Raw genomic sequence first — 22743 nt, 5'->3', positions numbered from 1 at the left:
CTTTACTGTGATCGTTTCCAACTCTGATGCCGCAATTTTTCCATACTTAGGGTTACCACCCCTAACGTTACCAGAAACAATCCGATAATTTCCTGTAACCCTAAACCTTGTTGAATAATCCCGACGGCTAAGAAGGTAGTTAACACTGGTGCTGTTGACCCGATAATTGCAGCTGGACGCCCACCAATGAGCCTGATGGCAAAGTTTTGCACCAGATAGCTCATTAAGGTTATCACCCCCAACCCCAGACAGGTGAAGTATACAGCCAGTCTTTGGGTGGGTTCAACAAAAAAGCGCCAAGATTGATCTAGGGGAAATGATAAGCTCAGGCTAGAAAATACCAAAATTAATGTAAAATTAATAAAGCTATAAGGAATAGGGTTGAGCTTTCTAGCGCTGACTTGGGTCAGAATAATGTAAACAGCGAAGCTCAAACCCGCACCAGCAGCAGCTACAACTCCCAATGCAGAATAGGGCTGCTTAGCTGCGAGACTAGGCAGGGAAATCAGCAACGCTCCACCCACAACACCAACTATTACTAGAGCACGAACTAGGTGTTGGCGAACTAGATGTGGGCTAAATAGATCTGAGGTAAATAGATGCGTTCGATTACCAAACAGCAATCCTGTCAAGATTACCGTCACAATAGGATATATAAAAAAAATCGTGATTGCTACCCCTGGTTGAATAAGACCTAATGATAGGTATATTAGCACTTGGGATAAAAATAAAAAGAAGCTACTCGCCACCACCTGGCCAAATAAAGGCATGTCTCCCGAGAGAGCACAACGCCTAATATCTCGCCACACCGATGGGTAGAGTAACCTAGCCACAAATGCCATCAACGGTACTACCACCAGCATCTTTAGCCACAGAATCAGTAGCGAGTTGCCAAAACCAGGAGCCACTAAGCCTCCCACTTGAACATTCTGTAGACCAAAGAGCCAAGATTGATTAAAGATTACATATATGATTATATTCTGAAACGACAAAATTAGGCAAGACAGTAAGGCCAAAAGCACCCCTATTGAGATTTTTTTTGGGATTTTTACACGACTTTTCTGCGATCGCGTCAGCTGGTGTGGGATCGCTTGATCAGAAGCACTCCTGTGTTTTGGGGATACCATAAGTTTCTTGGTGTTGGCAGGGATACTAATGAAGCATTACAGTCTTTGATCCTGTATGCTAAAGAGTCGCTGAAAATGAATTGATCATAAACCCATGAATACCACAATCAAGTCTGCTAGTGATTCCAACCAAGGTCTAGAATCGGTAAACACCGCTGATTTCTCTGGCACTGGGCTAACGCGATCGCAATATCAACAAAAAATGCAGCGACGCAAAGAGATACAGGAACAACGCCTAGCTAAAGCCTCCAAACAAAAAGGGCTGATTGTGGTTAACACTGGCAACGGCAAAGGGAAGACCACAGCTGGATTAGGCATGGTCTTGCGATCCCTTGGTCATGGCTACCGAGTTGTGATTGTACAATTTATTAAGGGTGCTTGGGAACCCGCAGAAAAAGCTGCCTTAGAGCACTGGACAGTAGCCACTGATAACAATCCCCCTCAATTAGAGTTCCATGCCATGGGGGAAGGCTTTACCTGGGAGACTCAAGATCGAGAGCGAGACATCGAAAAAGCCCAATCCGCCTGGGATGCCGCCTTAGGGTTTATCCGTAACCCTGACATTAAGCTAGTGCTATTGGATGAGATTAACATAGCCTTGAAACTCAACTATCTAACCATTGAGCAAGTTTTGGCTGGACTAGACGAAAAACCCACTGATTCCCATGTGATCTTAACCGGTAGGGGAGCACCAGCCGCCCTAATTGAACGAGCTGACCTAGTCACAGAGATGACCTTAGTCAAGCATCCTTTAAAAGAGCAGGGGATTAAAGCACAACCTGGTATTGAATTTTAATCGTGAGTTTTAATCCTGTTATCGAGGGGAGTAGGGGAGAAATTTTTGAACTATTTCTCAACGGTCTACAATCCCCAAGTTTTATGCTTTTAGCTTTTCGATAGTTGTCACACCAATAGGATGATCCCAAAAAAATTATGGTGTTTTCTGCAAATCAGGTCGCTCTTCTGGTATAATTGCGCCCTCAACTGGACAGACTTCCACGCAAATGCCACAGTCAATGCAGCTAGAAAAGTCAATCCAGTACCAGTCACTCCCCAGGGCATTTTTCCCTGGTCCTGGATGAATGCACGCCACTGGGCAACATTCAACGCAATCAGCAATTCCTTGGCAAGTATCGGTAACAATCGTGTGTGGCAAAGTGTTTTCTCGCTTGTGCTAGTGGGTCGGATGTGGATCTTTCTTAATTTTATAGTTACGTAAGTTCCCCCTAGCCAACTCCAACCAATTACTTCCAACTCTTCAATTAGCAGTGGCAGTTCATGGTGCGTGTCTAGACATCACGACCCCCATGAGTTCGGTTATCTCACTTCGGTGTATCTATCTATTTCCTGATTATTGGGTGATTATTTTAATGGAGGGTGTACCTGAGGCTTAATCTCCGAAGCCCCACCAAGCTCCCAAGTCCCACCAATGTCATCGACGGACTCTGTCCCTATGATATTGCGATTTTTTCCTCAAGACAAACAATTGTTGAACCTTTTCACCTTTACCGGGGTCTAAATATCTAATACAATGGAGCTAAGTTGAAATCATAATGACTTCAACTTAATCCCAAACTGGTTAACCATTTGGTTAACCCTTACTAAAGGGGATTAACCTAAAAACCTCAAACCACCTGTGGGAGCCTGGTTGCTGCCAAGGTAGTAGGAAACTACTACAGGAGTAAGTGCTCGATCAGCCAAACCTCCGGACGCTGTATAAAACCAATCTGTAAATAACTTATATATAAGTATATATCACCTATAAATACTTATATAGTTACAGGGGGGGCAGCGGCAGAGGAAACATCCAAGCCCTCAAGCCCACATCTTCGATTTGTAGGAGTACCATTACTGGGGCAAGCCCCAGACAAAACCTAGAAAAACTTGACTTAGTATACAGCGTCAAGCTCATAGTTACGGTTAAATCTCTTTCTAAGGAAGGAGGTAGGTGGTTAATACCTCTTGTAATAAATGTAATGCAATCCATGGCGTAATGATCTCAAGGGAAAGAGATTGTAGTTACTTGATGGAGTAAACATCCGCAACAGAATCTACTATACTGCTTGTTTTTGGAGTCACCACTCACCCATGCCCACTTCTAAAACCAAAACCAAAACTACCAAGCCTACCAAGCCTACCTTCTCAGCAGATATGGTTCGTACCTATCTTCATGAGATCGGTCGCGTACCTCTGCTGACCCATGAGCAAGAAATTGTTTATGGTAAACAAGTGCAGCAAATGATGGCACTTTTAGAGGCAAAAGGCACCTTGGAACAGGAGCTAGAGCGCGAACCGACAACTGAAGAGTGGGCTTCGTCCATTAATAAGACCGAAGCAGAACTGAAAAAAGCCATAGACCAAGGTACTCGAGCTAAGCGCAAGATGATTGAAGCGAATCTGCGCCTAGTGGTAGCGATCGCTAAGAAGTATCAGAAGCGCAACATGGAATTCTTGGACTTAATCCAAGAAGGTACCTTGGGCTTAGAGCGAGGGGTTGAGAAATTTGACCCAACCCGGGGCTACAAGTTTTCCACCTACGCTTATTGGTGGATTCGGCAAGCGATTACCCGTGCGATCGCTCAGCAAGCTCGTGCAATTCGGCTGCCTATCCACATTACTGAAAAGCTCAACAAAATTAAGAAAGTACAACGGGAACTATCCCAGACCCTAGGTCGCAATGCTACTCCCACCGAGATTGCTAAGGAGTTGGAATTAGAACCAGCTCAGATTCGGGAGTATTTGAGCATTGCTCGTCAACCCATCTCTCTCGACGTTCGCGTCGGAGATAACCAAGACACAGAGCTGTCTGAGCTGCTAGAAGATGATGGTCTAACACCGGTTAACTACACCACTCAGGAGTCCTTGCGGCAAGACCTAAATCTGCTGTTAGCAGAACTTACCCCCCAACAGCGGGAAGTGCTAGCGCTACGCTTTGGGTTAGAGGATGGCAAAGAGCTATCTCTGGCTAAAGTTGGTAAGCGACTGAACCTCAGTCGTGAACGGGTACGCCAGTTAGAACATCAAGCCTTAGCACAGCTACGGCGTCGCCATGCTAATTTCCGGGAGTACATCGCTAGCTAGCTAATGGTTGACTGTATTCCAAGCATGAGTGGTAGCCAGAAATGGTTACCACTTATTTTTTTGTAAAGAAATGTAAAAAAACCCGAAATCTCTGTTCTTACCTTTGGAGTATTTCTATAGTCAGAGCAAAATTCACATCACTGTATAAGTTCGTAAGCATTCAGCCGTCAGCTGTCAGCCGTCAGCTTTGTGGCACAGGCCACAAGCGCTGTGACTTCAATCAGATTAAACGAATGCTGACCTGTTTGATTCAAAAGCTGTTCGGTGTAGCTTGCCCTATGCCCATAAGCACATCAAGTAGCTTGCCCTATGCCCATAAGCTGATAGCTGATAGCTGATAGCTGATAGCTGATAGCTGAATACTTACATAAGTTCACCGATAATTTCACAAAATTTTCACATCAAAACGGGAGAGTGAGGAGGTAAAAAACCTGGGGGAGCCATTTAAGAAGCAATTTGTAAGTTAACCTGGACGAAAAATTATTCTAAGGGTTGAATAAAAGATGAGTCTAGACTCACCTATTTCAGCAAAAGGTCACTCATAGTTGCTTAGAGCAAGGGTCAACTAGCTGGGTGAACGCTGGTAGTCAAGCTTCAGCAAAATTTCCGGCTATGACCAGCGCCAACTGTGACAGTTGATAAACCGCTCAACAAAGGAACAAACCAAAGCAGAGTTTAGGCTTAAATAGGATTATAACCTCAAGAGTCAACATAACTCTGGTTTAGGAAAAATTAACTTTTTCTGATTGATTATGGCTTCATCAGTTGATGCTCTAAACTCTCAGAATTTTTGCTCAGGGTGTCTTACAGTTTTTTTTTAAAAGGGGGTAAGTATGATGCTTAACCAATTAACTGGATCGTTCTTGTCAGCACATCAACTGCTAAATCTTAGAAAACTACCCCTGACAAGGCTATTACTAACGATAGGATTGGTAACTACCTCATCAACTATAGCAACAGCAGCACCTCAACGGCCAGATCAAGCCATTGATACTACAGGTAGAGCGTACACTCAAGCAACCAGTCCAAATGCATCAATGCCTGATGATGGCATCTACCTCTATGGTGAATCCTCACAACCAGGAGAGATCGGTAAAGAATATCTAGTATTTGAAGCGAATCAGGGCAACGTGCTTGGTGCGGTATATATGCCTCAGTCAGAATATAGCTGTTTTTACGGCACCCTAGATTCAAAACAAATGAATTTGACGGTTATTGATCCCTACAACCAAACCGCTTTGTCCCATACCATTGCCCGTCAACAACGTTCAACCATTGCTGCAGTTGGTCAACAGCTAACCCTTGACCATCGCTATAGCGCTATGACTTATCCTTACAAAGTTGGACTAGAAGGATATCAACCAATTAGTTCTATTAGTGATGGTGACCAGGAAATTTTGAGGGTTTGCCGGGATAACTACCAAGGAAGAGTCACCGAGTGATTAATGCTCCCTAGGACTAATACTAATTGTTAGGTAATTAAAGTTTGAATTGACCATTAACAACCTTGGATTAGGGGTAAGTCTTAATAATTTAGGGAGCATTAAATCAAAAATCCAATCTCTAAAATTTAAATGCTAATTAAACTCTAAAATTGGCACAGTGACTCATAATCCAGCAACCAAAGCATTTAGCTCAGATTGCATTTGAGTAGAAACTTGCTCGTAACAAGCATCAACATAATCTTGATCCCGAGCAGCAACACGACCATAACGCTCAAAAACAATCGGAGGGCAAACACGAGTTGTAATGGGTATGGGCAAGGGTATATTGGGTAGAGGACCAATCGCCAATCCCCAAGGCAAACCGAGATAAATTGGGAAAACTTGTGGGTCAAGACCAAATAACCAGGGTATCCCCAACTCGTGTAGTTGTCGTGCCTGTTCATAGCAGTCACCTAAGACAATCAGGGTATCATGGGCACCGTTGGATATAATCGGTACAATAGGAACCTTTTCTCGTAGTGCCAGTTTAATAAAGCCCTTACGTCCAGCCAATTGAATTTGATGACGCTGGCTATAGGGACGGAATACATCTTGGGCACCCCCTGGATAGACTAAGACACTAGCTCCTTTACGAAAAGCAGCGATCGCCATTTGGGGATGAGCCATGACTGCCCCCATCTTTGCCGCTAGCTGCGCCAGGTCGGGATTAATTTGCCAGGCATTGGAATGCATCAGACCATAAACTGGACGCTGGGTGCCAAAGCGGCGAAACCAGTCATACATCATCATCACCATATCAGGGGAAGCTAATCCACCATTATGGGAACCAACCAACAGCACCTTACTCTCAGGAATGTGCTGCCAGCCATCACTTTTAACCCGAAAGTAGTAGCGATAAAACCATTCCCACTGGGGCAGATAGGATTCAATTACTTCTGGATCTCGCTCTTCTAAAGACCAACCAAACCGATGCGTCAAGGCTATACTATTGAGTGAACTACAGTTAAATCCTATTCGAAAAAAACCTGAGCTAGACGTTAAGTTGATTACTAAAAGCTCCTACAAAGGATGCGAGTGTATTCGTAAGCATATGCGCGTAGCGCTAATCGCTGTTCGCTTACCTGTATTGTTTGTTACACTGTCACTTTAGCGCTTAGTGTATTAATTTCCTCTTGCTCCGGGTCTCGGTCAAAAATGAGTATATATTTCATGTCAGGCATCAGTCTGCGCAGAACTTGTAGATGAGCCTCAGCATCAGTTCGGCGACGAAAGCGAGCGACAATAATTCGCTGCATTTTAGGAAGTGGCTTGATAATACACCATGGGCTTAGTCGATCACGGTAGGTCATAACACCCTGCTCCATCATGTTTGATTGATTATTTTGATAAAATCGATAAATAGATTAAATCTCTTTGACTAAATCTACAGTTATAAAACTACAGTTATAGCCGTTAGATCCTTAAGCAGTTGAACGCTTCAAGACAGTACGTTTACCGCCTCTACTTTCAGCGGGTGATCTGACCAAGGTTAGATCACCTAAATAGTCTACTTGCAGTTGATCTGCTTGTAGGGATGTCCAACCCTGCGACCCTATCTATAAAAGCAGCTACGATAGAACGCTGTGTTGCCAAATTGCCGATTTAAATCAAAAAGCTTCCGTTATCTGTTAGCTATTAATATCATGTCAGGATAATTACCCTTAATAAAAAGGTATTTTTAAACTGAAAAAAACCCTCTCCCCAGCACCCCAGCTCCCTTTCACCCGATTGACCTGACAATTTATTTCTGAAAATGAAACAGCCCTGCCCCCATCTCCCCACACTTCCCACACTTCCCACCATCTCCCCTTAATTATGGGTATTCAAGCAGACTTGATATAACCATTACCCATCCCCGATTTGCTGTTGATCATAAGGACATAGCAAATTCCTAACTACCTGGGGAATCTCCTCAAAATGCTCCAAGAGAAAATCCATCAGGGCAAGATGGCGCAAATCAATTGGCTGGGGACGGCGATAGTTGTGACCGCTGGAAAACCAGCGCTGAACGGTGGCAGTTGAGCGAGAGCAGATACTAGCGATTTGTTCGTAATTCACATCCCATTTATGATAGAATTTTCTAGGAGTCATACCCAGTTGGCAGTTGCTGTAGAGTTCAATTAGATCTTGCTCTCGTTGAGTTAGAGTCCGGGGAGAGGTTCTATATTGATCATCGAAACGGTATCTCCCAGAGGGAGTTCGTAACACATTGGGTGATTTCAAATAATTTCTAGGACCAAAAGCCTCAGTGCAAGTCCAAGAATAGGAATCTTTATAGTTGGTTGTTAGCGTACCCTTAGGATGCCGAGGTTCAATGTCTTCTTCCCAAGCGGTGTCAGCAACGATCCACGCTGCACTAGGGGAGTCTTTGTCAAGCCAGATCAGGTAGCAAATTGCCCATTGGCATTGATGCCTGGCGTAGGCGTAGAAGAATCCAATCACAACACCCCAGTCCATTTGACCGTTTAGAGGTCGCCACCTAATGGGTGAGCCTGTTTGATAACGGGGTGTTGCTGTAGGATTCCAAGTAGCTGGGGGGTCTATTGATGGTGGCGCAATTTCTGTTTTAATGGGGTCAAACAGTAGATCTGAGTCTACCTGGCGGATGGTATTTAAATAACTGGCTATCAGTTTTCCGGTCAGATTCTCAGTTAGGTGCTGGATTAGGAGGGTAGCTAGAGTTTTTAGTTCTGGTTCTTCTATATCCATTGACTCTGCATTAAAGTCGGCATCGCCGTAGTCCTTCAAATGGGATAACAGTTGTGTGATGCCGAATTCGTCTAAGGCTTGCTGATAGCTAGGAGGCTGATCGCTTTTTTCTCTAACTGTTTCTACCATAGGAAACTTGCTGATAATTACATCAATAGTATACTATTATGTATATAAAAGATCCGTTTTAAGTACAAATAATGTAAAATTTGACATCAACTAACAGGTAAACTTATAATTTTGATTATGAGCAAACGTATACAAGTAACCTTACCAGACCGGATTGCAGACGATTTACAGCGATGGGCTGATTACGATGGACGCCCTCTATCTAACCTTGCTGCTTACCTTCTAGAACGTGCTGTTACCGAGGCCAAGAAAGAAGGTGTTGAATGGGACAAAGAGTCTTGATCTCCACCAACGGTTGATTATGCCATGAGCCAGAGCGCGCTAACGGCGCTTTATCTTAATAACTAGATAACTAGTATGGCTCAAGTAATCGAAGCTAGAAATATCAGCTTGTAGGGTGGGCAAAAACAATTTGTTTTGTTTGAGTATTCTAGATTAGATTACTTTGCCCACCCTACTTTAATTGGTATTTTTTTTAGAGGCAAGTTGTGAGCTTGTAAGGTGGCCAAAAACAGTTTGTTTGTTTTGAGTATTCTAGATTAGATTACTTAGTCCACCCTACTTTAATTGGTATTTTTTGTACAAGCAATTCCCTAATTTAAGCTAGGAATCTCAGTCTGTATAAATTCGAGGAGAAGTTTAGGTTGCAACGCCTTAATAATCCTCATTAAGGTGTTGCTGAATAGAGTATTCAGCAACACCTTAAAACCAAATACTATAGCCGCAACGTTAATCTTCTGGTAGATTTTTCCTGACCCATTTACGCCAAGCTAAAATCATTGTAGTGTCATCCTGGGTTTCTGCCTGCTGCAAAAACTGATTGATAATCTCTACAGAGAGAATCTCAAAGGTGAAATTGTCCTGACAACGAACATAGTCTCCATTTTGCAGCCGGTAAATTTCTACACTCTTTCCTATATAACGCCAAACTTCAGGCACTCCTATCTGCTTGTAAATCCCAAATCTCCGACTGGATGAACTGGTAATATCGACTTCAATCACCAAGTCTGGTGGAGGATCGTTGGCTAAATCTACTGTTCTGCCTTGAATACAGTCAACATTGCCGATGTAGTAGCAAGAGTCAGGTTCTGCACCATGCTCTAAATCCTCCCGATTCAGGGTTGTAGAAGCAAACCCTTTGACCCGAAGATTCAGTTCTTCGGTTAAGGTATTCACCATCCGTTCTAGCAGCTGCTTGTATGTCTCATGGCGATCTGAGGGCATCGTGATTTCTAGCATTCCTTGAGCATAGGCAAGACGCGAGGCTCGATGATCTCCTAAGTCTGCCAATAGCGCCTTGTACGTCTGCCAACTGACGTTTTGTAAGACAATTCTCTGGGTAGTTTTGACAGGTGAATCCTCATCTGAACTAAAAGTACTGACCATTGATGCAGTGATTGTGGTGAAAATGCGATTGGCCGTAGGCCACGCGGGGCGCGTTCGCACAAATCCTTAACAGCAATGCAGCGCGGTCTTGGGGATCCCTCCCATGAGCGACTGCATCGAGACAGCGACTTAATCTAATTGGTCTGGATTAATACCTAACTCACGCAGTCGCGCCGCCAAACGTTCTGCTCGTTGCTTAGCTTTTATAGCTTCGAGCTGAGCTTGTGCCAACTCCTCGTTTGCTAGAGGAATCAAATTCCCCTCAAGGGTCATCCAGCGTAACCATAATCGGGGGATATCGCGAAAAGCGATGCAGCGAGGTAGCGCGGTCTTGGGGGTTCCCCCCATGAGCGACTACCGGTGCGGTCTTGGGGGGAACCCCCATGAGCGACTGCATCAAGAATGGACTGACTTGTTCTTGCCATATGACATAACTCAAACGTAGGTCTTTGCTTTCATAAAGCCGAGGCACACCTACTACACCAAACCAATATGGTCGCTTATACCAACCGGGATGGTTGAGATCATAGTAAAGATTGAGGTCACTTGCACTAAAGACTAACTCTGGGTCGGAGTTGGCAGGGGCAAAGGTTAACAATAATAGTAGGGGTTGAAAGAAGCGATGCAGCGAGGTAGCGCGGTCTTGGGGGTTCCCCCCATGAGCGACTACCGGTGCGGTCTTGGGGGTTCCCCCCATGAGCGACTGCATCAAGAAATGAAATTCGTCAGGCAAACCAGGTTCTTTGGGATTTTCGCTGGGTAAGTCATACATTGTCGGCAAGGTTTGCCGAGGTGAAATTAGTGGCTGTGATCGATAGCGATGCAGCGAGGTAGCGCGGTCTTGGGGGTTCCCCCCATGAGCGACTACCGGTGCGGTCTTGGGGAGGCAGCGCGGTCTTGGGGGTTCCCCCCATGAGCGACTGCCGTTGGTTTCCACGGGGCTTACAAGGTGCGGACGCAAGTTCCGCACACAGCCCCTCCCCATGAGCGACTGCATCAAGACAGGAAGGGAAGTCATAGGTATTTTCGATTGTGAATAACTCGATTTATAGTTGTATATCTTGGTTCCAATAAGAACCTCCTGGTAATTTAGTTAAATAGTCATTAATAAATAAAGGTAAATCCTTTTTTGAATGGAGGTATGTCAAGGCCAGCAAATCTTGAGTTGTTTGCCTCAGCTGAGCTCTATCTACTAGTTTTGAAAGTTGAACTGGAGTATAGGCACCATTGAGAACCTCCACACTCGCCGTGGAAATTGCTGCCTCTAGTTCATTGTCTATCAATGACTGCCATTGATCAGCATTGATAGTATAGGATTTTTGGTTATCTTTGAGATTCAGTTTTTGGATTTCCCGAATGAAATCACGAATTGAAGCTGCCCAAGAATTTGCCAAACGCTCCTCTACTTGGTTTTTAATCAAGTTAATCAATGCCTTGTTTAAATAGGATTCAATCTGATGCAGAGTTGCGCGTTTACTCATCTGTTCCAACTCATCTACAATTGCTAAGGCATCTGCGTAGCGTCCCTCTAGGATACTTATTCTGAGATCGATTAATTCCTGAGTCATACCCCAGTCCTCACAGATTTATCGTTCTCTTTAGCCTATCGAAGAAACTGCACAAGTCATCTGGCACGCATATTAACTCAATAAAGTCAATAGCACGGTGCTAGGAAAATAGCTTTCAGAGCAAAAGATTGGTAAGGGATGCAGCGCCGACCTGCGGGGGTTTCCCCCATGAGCGACTGCATCAAGAACGGATGTCACCGATGGTAGTCTCGGGAAGATGGCTAAAGTGTCGGAAGTGTGGGAGATAGGGAGTGTGGGGAGATGCGGAGGTGTGGGGAGATGGGGAGATGGGGATAATTGTCAGGGGCTTGTTTAATTAATCCTGGCATCGCCTTTTCCATTAGCCTTTTAGGCATTGGTCAATCCCAAACCCGATGCAAATCCAACAAAAAACCTGGTAAAACCTCTTCACCAGACAATTCAACAGGATTATCTAATCTTTCTACTGTTAACCCCGGTCGATAAACGTCCACCTGGCGTTGTTGGGGATTGATTAACCAGCCTAATTTAGCACCATTTTCCATATACTCAACCATCTTGTCTTGCAAAGATTTCAGAGTGTCTGAACTAGATCGTAACTCCACTACAAAATCAGGACAAATATTGGGAAACGTTACTAGCTGTTCATCTGTTAATGTTTGCCAGCGTTTTTGACTGACCCAGGATGCATCTGGAGAACGTATTGCACCATTAGGTAACGTAAAGCCTGTAGAGGAGTCAAAAGCTATTCCAGTACCATCCACATCAGCCCAATTAAATAGTTGCTGGTTAATTCTACCGTTACGGTTTCCCGTTTCCCAGCCCGTGGGTGGATTCACAATTAATTCTCCTTTAGCTGTTCTTTCAAGTCTTAAATCTCGATTCGCGGCTTCGAGTTCAACAAACTGTTCTAAAGTAATGGACAATCCTATACTTCTAGGTAACTCAATCTGTAGGTTCTCAGTTTCAGGTATAGCGGCTATCTTTACCATTTTTAACTCTACTAAAAAGGTATTTTTTAGTGAACTTTGACGCTTAGCAAAGCTAAACTTAGTTTAGATTTGCTTGGTTTGATTTGTGATTTGTTGGGGAGGGGTGGATATAGACATGTTTTGGTATTTAAATTATAAATCAATCCTAAAATTAATGGAGTACACCCCAACCTACTGTAAATCCTGGTGAGGTAATCAGTATATTGATTCGATATCTGCTACTCGATTAAGATAGCAATTTGCCAGGGATTCAATCCCTGGCTACAATGGGGGATAATCAGTAAAGTGTAATATTTCTGTGTCCACCACTGGTGGATGTAGATACAGCTAAGCTGTACTGGTGGAATTTTTGTTCATTCATTCGGTCAAGGATTGGGGTTAACCAAAACTTGACCGATTTTTTTATCAAGTATCAGCGATGCCTCAGGTGCGACCCGTGGCGAATTTAATTACGGGTCAAGCTCACCTAAGCGGTCATGGGGTAAACCCCCAAGACCGCGCTGCATCAAGAAAGGATTTATTTCTGTTTCCTTGATTTAGGATTGCTATAGGAGACATGATAAATAAAGATCATGGCATATAGTGACTTTACAACTATCTACAAAGTTCAAACGACGTTTAACCTCATTGTTGATGAGGGGAATACTATATTTAAGGATATTGCTCCTATCGAGCCGAGTGATCACTTGAAAACAACGCTTAAGGAAAATCTGCCGCTCACGAATGCTATCAATACGGAAAAAGCTCGTTCTGAGTTAGTTATTGCTCCGGTTTTACTGGAAGTGCGCCGTCTGCTTGATTTCAAAATCGGTTTTTTTTCTGGAACTGAATTGAATGTCGATAAAGGAACTGGATTAAATGGATACTGTGATTATATCCTTACTGCTTCTAAGGAAATGTATGAAATTCGGACACCAGTTGTTACCCTCGTGGAGGCAAAAAATGAAAATATTAAGGGGGGATTAGGACAGTGCATTGCGGAAATGGTAGCAGCTCAGAGATTTAATCAAGAACAGGATCACGATATTGATGCTATCTATGGAGCTGTAACTACTGGGACAAATTGGAAGTTTATCAAGTTGGTGAATCAATTGGTGTTTATTGATTTAGATGACTATTATATTAAGGAAATTGATCTGATACTGGGAATATTGGCACATCCGTTTAAGCAGTATCTATGAGGCAAGAGGCATGCATGCTAGAGGCAAGAGGCAAGAGGCAAGAGGCAAGAAAGTAGCCACTGCATCAAGACAATAGTTCTGGATAAAGTTGGTTATGGGTCGGTCTGATTAAGTTAGTATGTTTGTACTAACTCGACTAACTATAAGCGATCGCAAATCAGGTTCATGTCCCAATCCATGTCAGAATCCATGTCCCAATCCCAATGGCAAGTCCTAGCACCACCTGACTTTCCTCAGTGGTTCATCGAAGCTGTCAAATCCCATACTAAGGGCTATTCCGGACATTATGCTGCTCAACTGCTGTGGCAACGGGGCATACGAGAGGAGAAACAACTGGCTGGTTTCCTCAACCCAGATTTGTATCAACCTACCAGCCCTTTTGATTTTGGACAGGAAATGAAATGGGCAGTCAAACGCCTACTGCAAGCCCGTGAGGCTGGGGAAAATGTTGCCATATGGGGGGACTTTGATGCGGATGGAATCACGGCTACTAGTGTCCTCTGGGAAGGACTGGGACAGTTTTTCTGGCAGCACCAACACCTAAGTTACTACATTCCCAATCGCCTGACGGAATCCCATGGTTTGAATTGTCCAGGAATTGACCAACTGCACGCTTCTGGGGTGAAACTTATCGTTACCTGCGATACTGGCAGCACGAATCTGAGGGAAATTGATTATGCTCACCAGTTGGGAATGGATGTGATTATCACTGACCACCATACTTTACCAGATGACCGTCCACCAGTGGTTTCTATCATCAATTCTCGCTATTTTGTTGAAACTCACCCTTTATTTCATTTGTCTGGGGTGGCGGTGGCGTATAAGTTAGTGGAAGCGATGTATCAGCGTTCACCTAATATTCCCCAACAACGGTTAGAGGCGTTGCTGGATTTGGTGGCAATTGGTCTAATTGCGGATTTAGTGGAATTATCTGGAGATTGTCGCTACCTGGCACAACGGGGAATTGAACAACTGAAGCAGCAACTGAAAACTCGCTCTCGTCCTGGTGTAGCGCGATTGTTACAGTTGTGTAAACGCAGTGGCGATCGCCCGACTGATATTTCTTTCGGACTTGGCCCGAGAATTAATGCTGTAAGTCGGATTCAAGGGGATGCTTCATTTTGTGTTGAGTTACTCACTAGTAAGGATGAGAAACGTTGTGAGCAACTGGCTTTAGAGACGGAATTAGCTAATAGCCGCCGCATGTCTTTACAAAAAGATATTACTAAGCAAGTTAAGGATAAACTTGCCCAACTTGATCTGTCTACTACTAATGTGATTGTCTTAGAGGATCCCCAATGGCCGGTTGGTGTTTTAGGCTTAGTGGCAGGTCAAATTGCTCAGGAATACGGACGCCCGACGATTTTGTTAAGTACAGTTTTGTTAAGTACTGAAAGTAGCGATAGAGAAAGCAAACTGTTAGAAGCAGGTTTAGAGGATAAACACTCCTATAGTATAGCACGGGGTTCGGCTCGTTCTGTTAATAATATTGACCTTTATGAATTAGTCAATTCCCAAGCTCATTTGTTGCATCGCTTCGGAGGTCATCCTTTTGCGGCTGGGTTGAGTTTGCCAGTGGATAATATTCCTTTATTTACGGAAGCGATTAACCAGCAGTTGGCACAAAAACTAGGGAATACGGGTGCTTTGATGATGCCAGCCATGGAAGCGGATTTGGTGGTTAAGGTTGCTGAGTTGGGCAAAGCACTATTTGATGAATTGAAACACCTGGAACCTTGTGGTATGGGTAATCCTGTGCCAAAATTGCTGATTAAAAACTGTTGGTTTGAACAGGTGTGGAATCGTAACTCTAAGGATTTGAGAGGGCGGAAAGTACAGTATATTAAAACTAAATTTGAAATTTGGGATGACTCTACGAGTATGGGTTTTCCTGGAATTTGGTGGGGACATTATCAGGATGAAGTCCCTAAAGTTAGATGTAATGCTGTTGTGGAATTAGACTATAATAATTATGAAAAACGTCCAGAAGTGCGCCTCGTTGCTGTGCAACCTTGCCAAGAAAATGATTTTGTCCAGTCTTGTTTACAGGTCTCTAATCAGCTGGATTGGATTTTAGATTGGCGGGGAGAAGAGTTACAGGGTGAAGCTTTAACTCCTCTAATGGTTTATGAGTGTCCCACGAGTTGGGATGAGTTACAAGTATGGTGTAGGAGAGCGATACAGGCAGAACGACAATTAGCGATCGCATATCCACGGCCTAAACAACTATCTGCCCAAGACACCTGGAAAAAGTTGCTAGGAATTGCTAAGTTCCTCAGTCGCACGGGTCAATGGGCTACTTTGGTGCAATTGCAGGAGAAGTTGGATTTAAGCGATCGCACTGTTGAGTTAGGACTGAATGCCCTATCAGCGATTGGTTTTGAGGTTTCTTACCAGGACTGCGGGGTACAAATAAGTTGGCATCCAAAAGAGTGGTCTTCCCATCGGACGAATGTTGCTGAAAATGATGCGATTGCGCTACGCGCACGCTGCGCGAACGCAATATTTTTTGCTGCCATTGAGGAAGAACAGTTCCGACGTCAGTATTTTTACCAGGTGCCTCTGTCTACCATTGCTGCATATAACATTGCTGGATATGGCATGGTTGGTATGAAACAAGATTAGACGTAAGCACTCAGCACTCAGCACTCAGCACTCAGCACTCAGCACTCAGCACTCAGCCTTGGCCGTTAGCCACGCTACGGGAATGGCCACGCTACGGGAATGGCTGATGGCTGATGGCTGATGGCTGATACCTGATGGCTGATGGCTGATACCTGATGGCTGATGGCTGATGGCTGATAACTGATAGCTGAACGCGCACGCGTGCGCGTAGCGCATTAGCTAAATGCTTACAATCTGTGACACCTGGTAAACAGTCCACTACCAAAACACAGACATTAAATTAATTGATAAAACCGACTCTCTTTTCAAGAGTATCAACTAATTAGGGAGGGGAAAAGTAAGCAAAATTTTTTCTAGTGATATCCGGATTAGCTAGAGTCAAGTCATCTCAAGGTTTTCAAGTATTTAGAATTTTTTTTAGAACCTCAGGAACCTTTTGTTTATTCCCAACGACTTGTAGAGAAAGGAACACAAAAAACGAATTTGAGGAAATAAAAAATGCAAGGCTTACTAAAATCTATTGTCACTATTTCTACTTTGGCTGCTACAACAATTGCTCCAGTTTTACTAGGAAATAGTATGGCTTACGCTAATCCAGGAGCAGAGGATCTCCGCGCTAAAGGTACAGATGCTAGCTACATTGGCGTTGGACTTGCCGCCGGTGTAACGAGTGATGGACAAGGGAATGACCAAAATATTGGTGGTAATATTACCACTCGTGTAACAACTTCAAAGCTGCCAGTTTCTCTAAGAGGTGATATTCTTTTCAATGATGACAATACGGCGATTATTCCTAGTGTTTCCTTTGACCTAGGCGTAGCTAAAAATACTAATGTTTTTGCTAGTGTTGGTTACTCTTTTGTGGAAGATGACGGAGACAATACACCCATCGGTAATCAAGATGCTTGGGTGCTTGGCGTGGGTGCTGAAAGCCAAATTGCTAAGGATGTTTTGGTTTACGGCAATACTAAGGTAGGTCTTAACGCTTACGAAAATAGTTCAGGTGAGTCTGTCAGTGTTCAAGTGGGTGCAGGCTATCGTTTCTAAACTTAGTATGTCTATTGTCAAAGGGAAAGGATGAAGGATGAAGCATGAAGGATGAAGTATAAAGGATGAAGTATTAACTGTCAAATACTTCAACTGAGGTGACAACAATCCTCTTGTGCATCTACTCGCTTTGGCCAATCTACTAGCTTCAACCTTCCTTCAACTCTTTCCTTTCCTCTTTGCCGGTATCTCATTGAACGACAATGAATGAATTTGGAGAAATTTTAGGATTTCTAAAGTTATCGATCCAATGGGCAACGGTAGTATTAGGATCTAATCATTAACCGTAATCCCGACCGATTTATCGGGAATTATACTTATTCATCTTTTTTGCTCCGTTGAACCCATGGTTGTATCTCAGACTCCTAAAGCCCGCAAACCCTCTAAGATTGAAGGAATTAAAGAACGCAGTAACTTCTTGCGTGAGCCGGTGGCAACTGAATTGCTACAGGATACCACTCATTTTACAGAAGACGCTATTCAAATTCTTAAGTTTCACGGGTCTTACCAGCAAGACAACCGAGATAACCGGGTCAAGGGTCAGGAAAAAGACTATCAGATGATGCTGCGCACTCGAAATCCTGGAGGATTTATTCCACCAGAGCTTTATCTGACTCTAGAGCAGTTGTCAGAAGAGTATGGTAACCATACCCTACGAGTAACGACCCGTCAGGGTTTTCAGATTCATGGCATTCTCAAAAAGAATTTGAAAGCCACAATTGCAGCAATTGTCCGCAATATGGGGTCAACGTTGGGTGCTTGTGGAGACCTCAACCGTAATGTTATGGCTGCGCCAGCACCATACAAAAATCGACCAGAGTATCAGTATGCTTGGGAGTATGCTGATCGGATTGCTGACTTACTTACCCCTCAAACCGGTGCCTATTACGAGATTTGGCTGGATGGGGAAAAGGTAATTAGTGCTGAGGAAGCTCCGGAGGTGAAAGCAGCACGGCAGCGCAATGGTAATGGTACTATTTTCCAAGACAAAGAGGAACCAATCTATGGGGAACACTATATGCCCCGGAAGTTTAAGTGTTCCGTAACGGTTCCCGGGGATAACTCGATTGATATCTATACCCAAGATGTGGGGTTGGTGGTAATTACCAACGACCAGGGAGAACTGGAGGGATTTAATGTTCTGGCTGGTGGGGGTATGGGTCGCACTCACAATAAGGAAGAAACCTTTGCTCGTCTAGCTGACCACATCTGCTATGTAGAGAAAGACGATATCTACGACTTGGTTAAGGCAATTGTGGCAACCCAGCGGGATTATGGCGATCGCGTAAACCGCCGTCATGCCAGAATGAAGTACCTAATCAATGATTGGGGTGTCGATAAGTTCCGGGAAAAAGTAGAAAGCTACTTCGGTAAAACCCTGGCACCGTTTAAGCCCTTACCCCCATTTAAGTACGAAGATTATTTGGGTTGGAACGAACAAGGAGACGGAAAACTATTCCTGGGGATATCGATTGAGAATGGTCGGGTCAAAGATGAAGGGGATTTCCGACTCAAAACAGCTCTGCGGGAAATTACTGAGAAATTTGCCCTACCAATGCGGCTGACTGCTAACCACAATATTATTCTCTATGAGATTGACCCGACCCACCAGCAAGCACTGAATCAGATTCTAGAACAGCACGGTATTCAAGTTACTCCAGAAGGAATTGAACCGTTAGTGCGCTACTCTATGGCTTGTCCAGCTTTACCTACTTGTGGTTTAGCGGTTACCGAATCAGAACGGGCGCTCCCTGGCATGGTTGATCGGATTCGGTTACTGCTGAACAAATTGGGGTTAGACAAAGAATATTTTGTGATCCGAATGACCGGTTGTCCCAATGGCTGTGCTAGACCGTATATGGCAGAGTTGGGATTTGTCGGTAGTGCACCAAAAGCTTATCAAGTTTGGCTGGGAGCTTCACCAGACCAAACTCGGTTATCACAAGCCTATGTGCAGAAAATGCCAGAAAGTGAGCTGGAATCTTTCTTTGAACCAATTTTTGTGCAGTTTCGGGAAGAGCGCAAACCAGAAGAGAGTTTTGGGGATTTTTGCGATCGCATTGGCTTTGATGCCCTTCGGGAATTTTCCGCTAACTATGAGCTAGGTAGCGGTATAGTTAATCCAGATGCCAAGCTAGCAAGTAAGAAATCCTCAGCTAAGAAATCTTCTACTGCTAAAAATCGCCGTCGAATTAGCATTCCCGAAGAAGTCCATGCTCGTCTCAAGGAAGCTGCTGCTAACCAAGGGAAAAGTATGACGGAGTTGGCAGCAGAAGCTCTGAAAGCTTATTTGGAATAACTAGCGCGCGCAGGTTTGCCGAATGAAGAATGCAGAATGCAGAATGCAGAATGCAGAATGCAGAATGCAGAATTTAGAATTTAGAATGCAGAATTTAGAATTCTTAATTCTTAATTCTTAATTATAAGAAATTCTAAATTCTAAATTGTCGATGATATCCATTGGTAGCAAGGGCAGTAGATACTTGTTGGATGAGAGCTTCTTTGGTAGAGGAGTTATCTAAAACTAAATCAGCAAGTGCTATTTTTTCCTGGAGGGAGAGTTGGCTGTTGATCCGGGCTTGAGCTTGTTCTTTAGAGATGCGATCGCGTTTCTGGATCCGTCTGAGCTGTTGTTCTGGTGAGCAGCTGACTACCCAAGTTTCTGTCACTAAATCGGTCATCTTAGCTTCAAATAGTAAAGGGATGACTAAAATGACTGTCGGAGCAACTAGCGATGCAGCGAGGTAGCGCGGTCTTGGGGGTTCCCCCCATGAGCGACTACCGGTGCGGTCTTGGGGGTTTCCACGGGGCTTACAAGGTGCGGACGCAGGTTCCGCACACAGCCCCTCCCCACTCGCTATTGCATCAAGAAAGGTATCGAGCTCAGATAGAAAGCGATCGCGTACATAAGGATGGATTTGTTGCTCTAACCACTGTCGCTCAGCTGGGTTACTAAAAATTATCTCTCCCAAGCGTTTACGGTTTAGAGTACCGTCACTGTGCTGCACTTGTGAACCGTAGCGCTGATAAATCTGTTTCAGGATTGGTGAATCTGGTTGTACCGCTTCTCTGGCATAGATATCCGCATCTAAAATCGGTAGCCTGTAGGTATCAGCCAGGTAATTGGATACGGTGGTTTTTCCCGTAGCGATACCACCGGTTAGACCAATGATGCGTTTTTGATTCATGAAAATACCTAAGAGCTGATAGCTGATAGCTTACATATAAGTTAATGTTACCTTTAAACAGAACAATCGCGGTTTTAGGTATCACTCACATTTAATAAGTTGTTTACTAAAAGTTAATCAACTTTTATTGTTAAAAGAGTAGAATTTAGGGTGGTGGTACAAAAGTAGTGATTTTTGGTACCCGAAACCTTGACCAGACCTTAGCCAAACCACTACATCTTTACCACTAGCTAATTTAGCTTGAACAATCATCAATTGAGAGACTAGATATGGCTCTTATAGTTGGTACAGCTTTTGCTGATGGAATTACGGGCTCAGCTGGAGATGACTTCATTATTGGCCTTGCGGGAAATGATACTTTGCGAGGTGAGAGTCCAAACGGTAGTGCCCTTGGAAACGACACTCTCATAGGGGGACCAGGAAATGATGTTTTAGATGGAGCAGGGTTAGAGACTCCTGATGAGGTTGACATATTGATTGGTGGCTCAGGTAATGATATCTTTAGCCTTCAGGATGATGGTGATCTATATGATTCACTCTCAGTAATTGTAGATTTTGAACTTAGTGGTGACAGAATCTCCCTTCCAGGGAGCGGAGCCTCGGCATTTACTAATCGATTTGTGTTTATAGATGGCAGTTTTGAAGAGAATAGCGGGGCTTTTCTAGTAGGAATAACACCAGGCAATTTTGGTGAACAGGTGGCTTTTTTCGTAAACCATAGTGCTGGTAATTTAAATAGTATTTTTAGTGGTAGTTCTTCTCCTATTATTTAGCTGAGATTGCGTCTAATCAGAATTACCGGAATAGGTTCTGATTCAAGGATTGTGCCTATTTGTTGATCAACATGATCAACAAAAATACCTTTCTGTTATTGGTGGAGTTCTGAGTATATATACTTAACTCGTAGGCCAAAGTTTGACCTGTTGATCGATGTCAAGAATTTTGGGATTTTCCGTAGCGGTATACAAGTAGTGATTTTAGCTCCCGTTACCTTGACCAGACCAACGCCTACATCACTACACCTTTAGCACTAGTCAAAACTATATAGCTAACCAGAAACCTTCGGGTTAGTCACATCCCACCCTTTGAGCGGAACGGAAAGGGTGGGTTTTCCTCTTTGATAAATGCGATCGCACCTGTTGGTCACAAATCCGTGCTACCAGGTGGTGGGTTACCGTGCTCCCTTACCCTAACCTACCCTAAAGTAGCTTAGGGCTGATATCATATCAGGATGATTACCCTTAATGAAAATCCCCCCATCTCCCCATCTCCCCATCTCCCCATCTCCCCATCTCCCACACTCCCCACACTTCCCACACTTCCCACACTCCCCGCGCCCCCGCCCCTAGATTATCGGTCTTCAACCGGACTTGATATGAGTGCTTCAGTTTTCTTGTCTAAATCTCATCTAACTTTCATTTATTCGTTAGGGTGATTTCAGAATGGTAGTTCATTCTAATAATTAAGCAACTAAAACAGCGATGCAGCGAGGTAGCGCGGTCTTGGGGGTTCCCCCCATGAGCGACTACCGGTGCGGTCTTGGGGCTTTCCCCCACTCGCGCTTTGCATCAAGAAATGATTCAATTCATTTTTGATTACTAGGAGGAAGTATTATGAAACGTCTAATTGTTGGTGGTTTATCCGTATTGTTAATGGCAGCAGCAACTCCGGCTGTGCAAGCAGAAACAACTGTTGTTAAACAAAACTCATTAAACAATGCTCTGGTCAGTCAACGAATAGCCTCTACTATCGCTACAGGAAGCTTTATCACCGTTGATAGAGGGCATCGCACTCAAGGAAATGCCAAGATTGTCAATGAAAATGGTAAACGCTATCTAGAATTTGATCAATCCTTTAAAACGGGTAGTGGCCCCGAAGTGAAGGTACTCCTGTATCGGAACAGCAGTGTACCTCGTAAAATTCGGCCACAAGACTATGTAACCCTCGCCCGACTCCAGAAATTCAGTGGTGCTCAACGCTATGCTATTCCTGACGACTTGAACCTTGATGAATTTGGCTCTGTAGCAGTTTGGTGTCGTCGCTTTAACATCACCTTTGGTTACGCTTCCCTGTAAAAGAGGTAATTCTTTCCTGGATTAATGGGAGTCGGGAGTCGGGAGTCGGGAGTCGGGAGTCGGGAGTCGGGAGTCGGGAGTCGGGATGCAGTGCAGTCAAAAAGAGCTAGTTACTCATCGCCCCATCGCTCCATCGCCCCATCTTCCCACACTTACCACACCTGTCACGCCT

General features: G+C 44.1%; 23 protein-coding genes. 10 read left to right on the top strand and 13 right to left on the bottom strand.

The features are described 5' to 3' along the window. Positions 1-2: 2 nt before the first annotated feature. Complete coding sequence (locus BJP34_RS19700) at positions 3-1127, bottom strand: DMT family transporter (RefSeq protein ID WP_070393807.1); 1125 nt, start codon at positions 1125-1127, stop codon at positions 3-5. A gap of 94 nt (positions 1128-1221) precedes the next feature. Between BJP34_RS19700 and cobO the strand changes: the two genes are divergently transcribed. Next, positions 1222-1923 carry a cob(I)yrinic acid a,c-diamide adenosyltransferase gene (gene cobO / locus BJP34_RS19695; protein ID WP_070393806.1) on the top strand — a complete coding sequence of 234 codons (702 nt, stop codon included), beginning with the start codon at positions 1222-1224 and terminating at the stop codon, positions 1921-1923. Between the two features lie 135 nt (positions 1924-2058). On the opposite strand, the gene BJP34_RS37260 is transcribed toward cobO, so the two are convergent. After that, positions 2059-2283: an indolepyruvate ferredoxin oxidoreductase subunit alpha gene (locus BJP34_RS37260; protein ID WP_083305266.1), complete on the bottom strand. Its 225-nt coding sequence runs from the start codon at positions 2281-2283 to the stop codon at positions 2059-2061. Positions 2284-3215: 932 nt separating this feature from the next. Between BJP34_RS37260 and BJP34_RS19685 the strand changes: the two genes are divergently transcribed. Both BJP34_RS19685 and BJP34_RS19680 read left to right on the top strand, forming a co-directional pair. Beyond that, entirely contained in the window at positions 3216-4208 is a 993-nt protein-coding gene (locus tag BJP34_RS19685) for an RNA polymerase sigma factor, RpoD/SigA family (RefSeq protein WP_070393804.1), read from the top strand. A 929-nt stretch (positions 4209-5137) separates the two neighbouring features. Continuing rightward, a complete protein-coding gene (locus tag BJP34_RS19680) occupies positions 5138-5650 on the top strand; it encodes a hypothetical protein (protein WP_229423940.1) in 513 nt (170 codons plus the stop codon). A gap of 165 nt (positions 5651-5815) precedes the next feature. Here the strand turns inward: BJP34_RS19680 and BJP34_RS19675 are convergent, their stop codons facing one another. The 3 genes from BJP34_RS19675 to BJP34_RS47680 form a co-directional block, all read right to left on the bottom strand. After that, the gene (locus BJP34_RS19675; protein ID WP_070393802.1) at positions 5816-6631 is read right to left on the bottom strand and encodes a lysophospholipid acyltransferase family protein; all 816 of its coding nucleotides are present in this window, start codon (positions 6629-6631) and stop codon (positions 5816-5818) included. Positions 6632-6786: 155 nt separating this feature from the next. After that, a complete protein-coding gene (locus tag BJP34_RS19670) occupies positions 6787-7002 on the bottom strand; it encodes a hypothetical protein (protein ID WP_070396771.1) in 216 nt (71 codons plus the stop codon). 535 nt (positions 7003-7537) lie between these two features. Further along, the gene (locus BJP34_RS47680) at positions 7538-8530 is read right to left on the bottom strand and encodes a hypothetical protein (RefSeq protein WP_229423939.1); all 993 of its coding nucleotides are present in this window, start codon (positions 8528-8530) and stop codon (positions 7538-7540) included. A gap of 117 nt (positions 8531-8647) precedes the next feature. Here BJP34_RS47680 and BJP34_RS37250 point away from each other — a divergent pair, with 117 nt between their 5' ends. Beyond that, positions 8648-8812, top strand: a complete 165-nt coding sequence (locus BJP34_RS37250; RefSeq protein WP_083305265.1) for a ribbon-helix-helix domain-containing protein — start codon at positions 8648-8650, stop codon at positions 8810-8812. A gap of 447 nt (positions 8813-9259) precedes the next feature. On the opposite strand, the gene BJP34_RS19660 is transcribed toward BJP34_RS37250, so the two are convergent. The 5 genes from BJP34_RS19660 to BJP34_RS19645 all read right to left on the bottom strand — a co-directional run bounded on the left by BJP34_RS19660 (position 9260) and on the right by BJP34_RS19645 (position 12455). Further along, positions 9260-9976 (bottom strand): Uma2 family endonuclease, encoded by a 717-nt coding sequence (locus tag BJP34_RS19660; protein ID WP_229423938.1) that lies wholly within the window; start codon positions 9974-9976, stop codon positions 9260-9262. 69 nt (positions 9977-10045) lie between these two features. Next, positions 10046-10189, bottom strand: a complete 144-nt coding sequence (locus BJP34_RS46580) for a hypothetical protein (RefSeq protein WP_229423937.1) — start codon at positions 10187-10189, stop codon at positions 10046-10048. Next, on the bottom strand, positions 10179-10913 hold the full coding sequence (locus BJP34_RS19655; protein WP_202971993.1) for a hypothetical protein: 735 nt from the start codon (positions 10911-10913) through the stop codon (positions 10179-10181). The genes BJP34_RS46580 and BJP34_RS19655 overlap by 11 nt, the downstream gene beginning before the upstream one ends. Before the next feature lie 49 nt (positions 10914-10962). Then, complete coding sequence (locus BJP34_RS19650; protein WP_070393800.1) at positions 10963-11484, bottom strand: DUF29 family protein; 522 nt, start codon at positions 11482-11484, stop codon at positions 10963-10965. A gap of 359 nt (positions 11485-11843) precedes the next feature. Beyond that, positions 11844-12455 (bottom strand): Uma2 family endonuclease, encoded by a 612-nt coding sequence (locus BJP34_RS19645; protein WP_070393799.1) that lies wholly within the window; start codon positions 12453-12455, stop codon positions 11844-11846. Positions 12456-13027: 572 nt separating this feature from the next. On the opposite strand from BJP34_RS19645, the gene BJP34_RS19640 reads away from it, so the two are divergent. The 4 genes from BJP34_RS19640 (at position 13028) to sir (ending at position 19607) form a co-directional block, all read left to right on the top strand. Beyond that, positions 13028-13636 (top strand): hypothetical protein, encoded by a 609-nt coding sequence (locus tag BJP34_RS19640; RefSeq protein ID WP_070393798.1) that lies wholly within the window; start codon positions 13028-13030, stop codon positions 13634-13636. Between the two features lie 165 nt (positions 13637-13801). Then, a complete protein-coding gene (locus tag BJP34_RS19635) occupies positions 13802-16261 on the top strand; it encodes a single-stranded-DNA-specific exonuclease RecJ (RefSeq protein ID WP_418904052.1) in 2460 nt (819 codons plus the stop codon). Between the two features lie 498 nt (positions 16262-16759). After that, positions 16760-17308: an outer membrane beta-barrel protein gene (locus BJP34_RS19630; protein ID WP_070393797.1), complete on the top strand. Its 549-nt coding sequence runs from the start codon at positions 16760-16762 to the stop codon at positions 17306-17308. A 346-nt stretch (positions 17309-17654) separates the two neighbouring features. Further along, positions 17655-19607, top strand: a complete 1953-nt coding sequence (sir, locus tag BJP34_RS19625) for a sulfite reductase, ferredoxin dependent (RefSeq protein WP_070393796.1) — start codon at positions 17655-17657, stop codon at positions 19605-19607. Positions 19608-19740: 133 nt separating this feature from the next. On the opposite strand, the gene coaE is transcribed toward sir, so the two are convergent. Next, the gene (gene coaE, locus BJP34_RS19620) at positions 19741-20496 is read right to left on the bottom strand and encodes a dephospho-CoA kinase (protein WP_070393795.1); all 756 of its coding nucleotides are present in this window, start codon (positions 20494-20496) and stop codon (positions 19741-19743) included. A 269-nt stretch (positions 20497-20765) separates the two neighbouring features. Here coaE and BJP34_RS19615 point away from each other — a divergent pair, with 269 nt between their 5' ends. Continuing rightward, positions 20766-21269 carry a calcium-binding protein gene (locus BJP34_RS19615; RefSeq protein WP_070393794.1) on the top strand — a complete coding sequence of 168 codons (504 nt, stop codon included), beginning with the start codon at positions 20766-20768 and terminating at the stop codon, positions 21267-21269. Positions 21270-21737: 468 nt separating this feature from the next. On the opposite strand, the gene BJP34_RS49130 is transcribed toward BJP34_RS19615, so the two are convergent. Next, positions 21738-21860 carry a hypothetical protein gene (locus BJP34_RS49130; protein WP_267876317.1) on the bottom strand — a complete coding sequence of 41 codons (123 nt, stop codon included), beginning with the start codon at positions 21858-21860 and terminating at the stop codon, positions 21738-21740. Positions 21861-22109: 249 nt separating this feature from the next. Between BJP34_RS49130 and BJP34_RS19610 the strand changes: the two genes are divergently transcribed. Beyond that, positions 22110-22571, top strand: coding sequence for a DM13 domain-containing protein (locus tag BJP34_RS19610; protein ID WP_070393793.1), 462 nt, complete (start codon positions 22110-22112; stop codon positions 22569-22571). On the opposite strand, the gene BJP34_RS49125 is transcribed toward BJP34_RS19610, so the two are convergent. Further along, a complete protein-coding gene (locus BJP34_RS49125) occupies positions 22546-22671 on the bottom strand; it encodes a hypothetical protein (RefSeq protein ID WP_267876316.1) in 126 nt (41 codons plus the stop codon). The two genes, BJP34_RS19610 and BJP34_RS49125, sit on opposite strands and share 26 nt — an antisense overlap. Positions 22672-22743: the final 72 nt, after the last annotated feature.

The organism is Moorena producens PAL-8-15-08-1, from assembly GCF_001767235.1.
Taxonomy (GTDB): Bacteria; Cyanobacteriota; Cyanobacteriia; order Cyanobacteriales; family Coleofasciculaceae; genus Moorena; species Moorena producens_A.
Note: the sequence above shows the minus strand (reverse complement) of the source record. Positions and strands in the feature narration are given on the sequence as shown.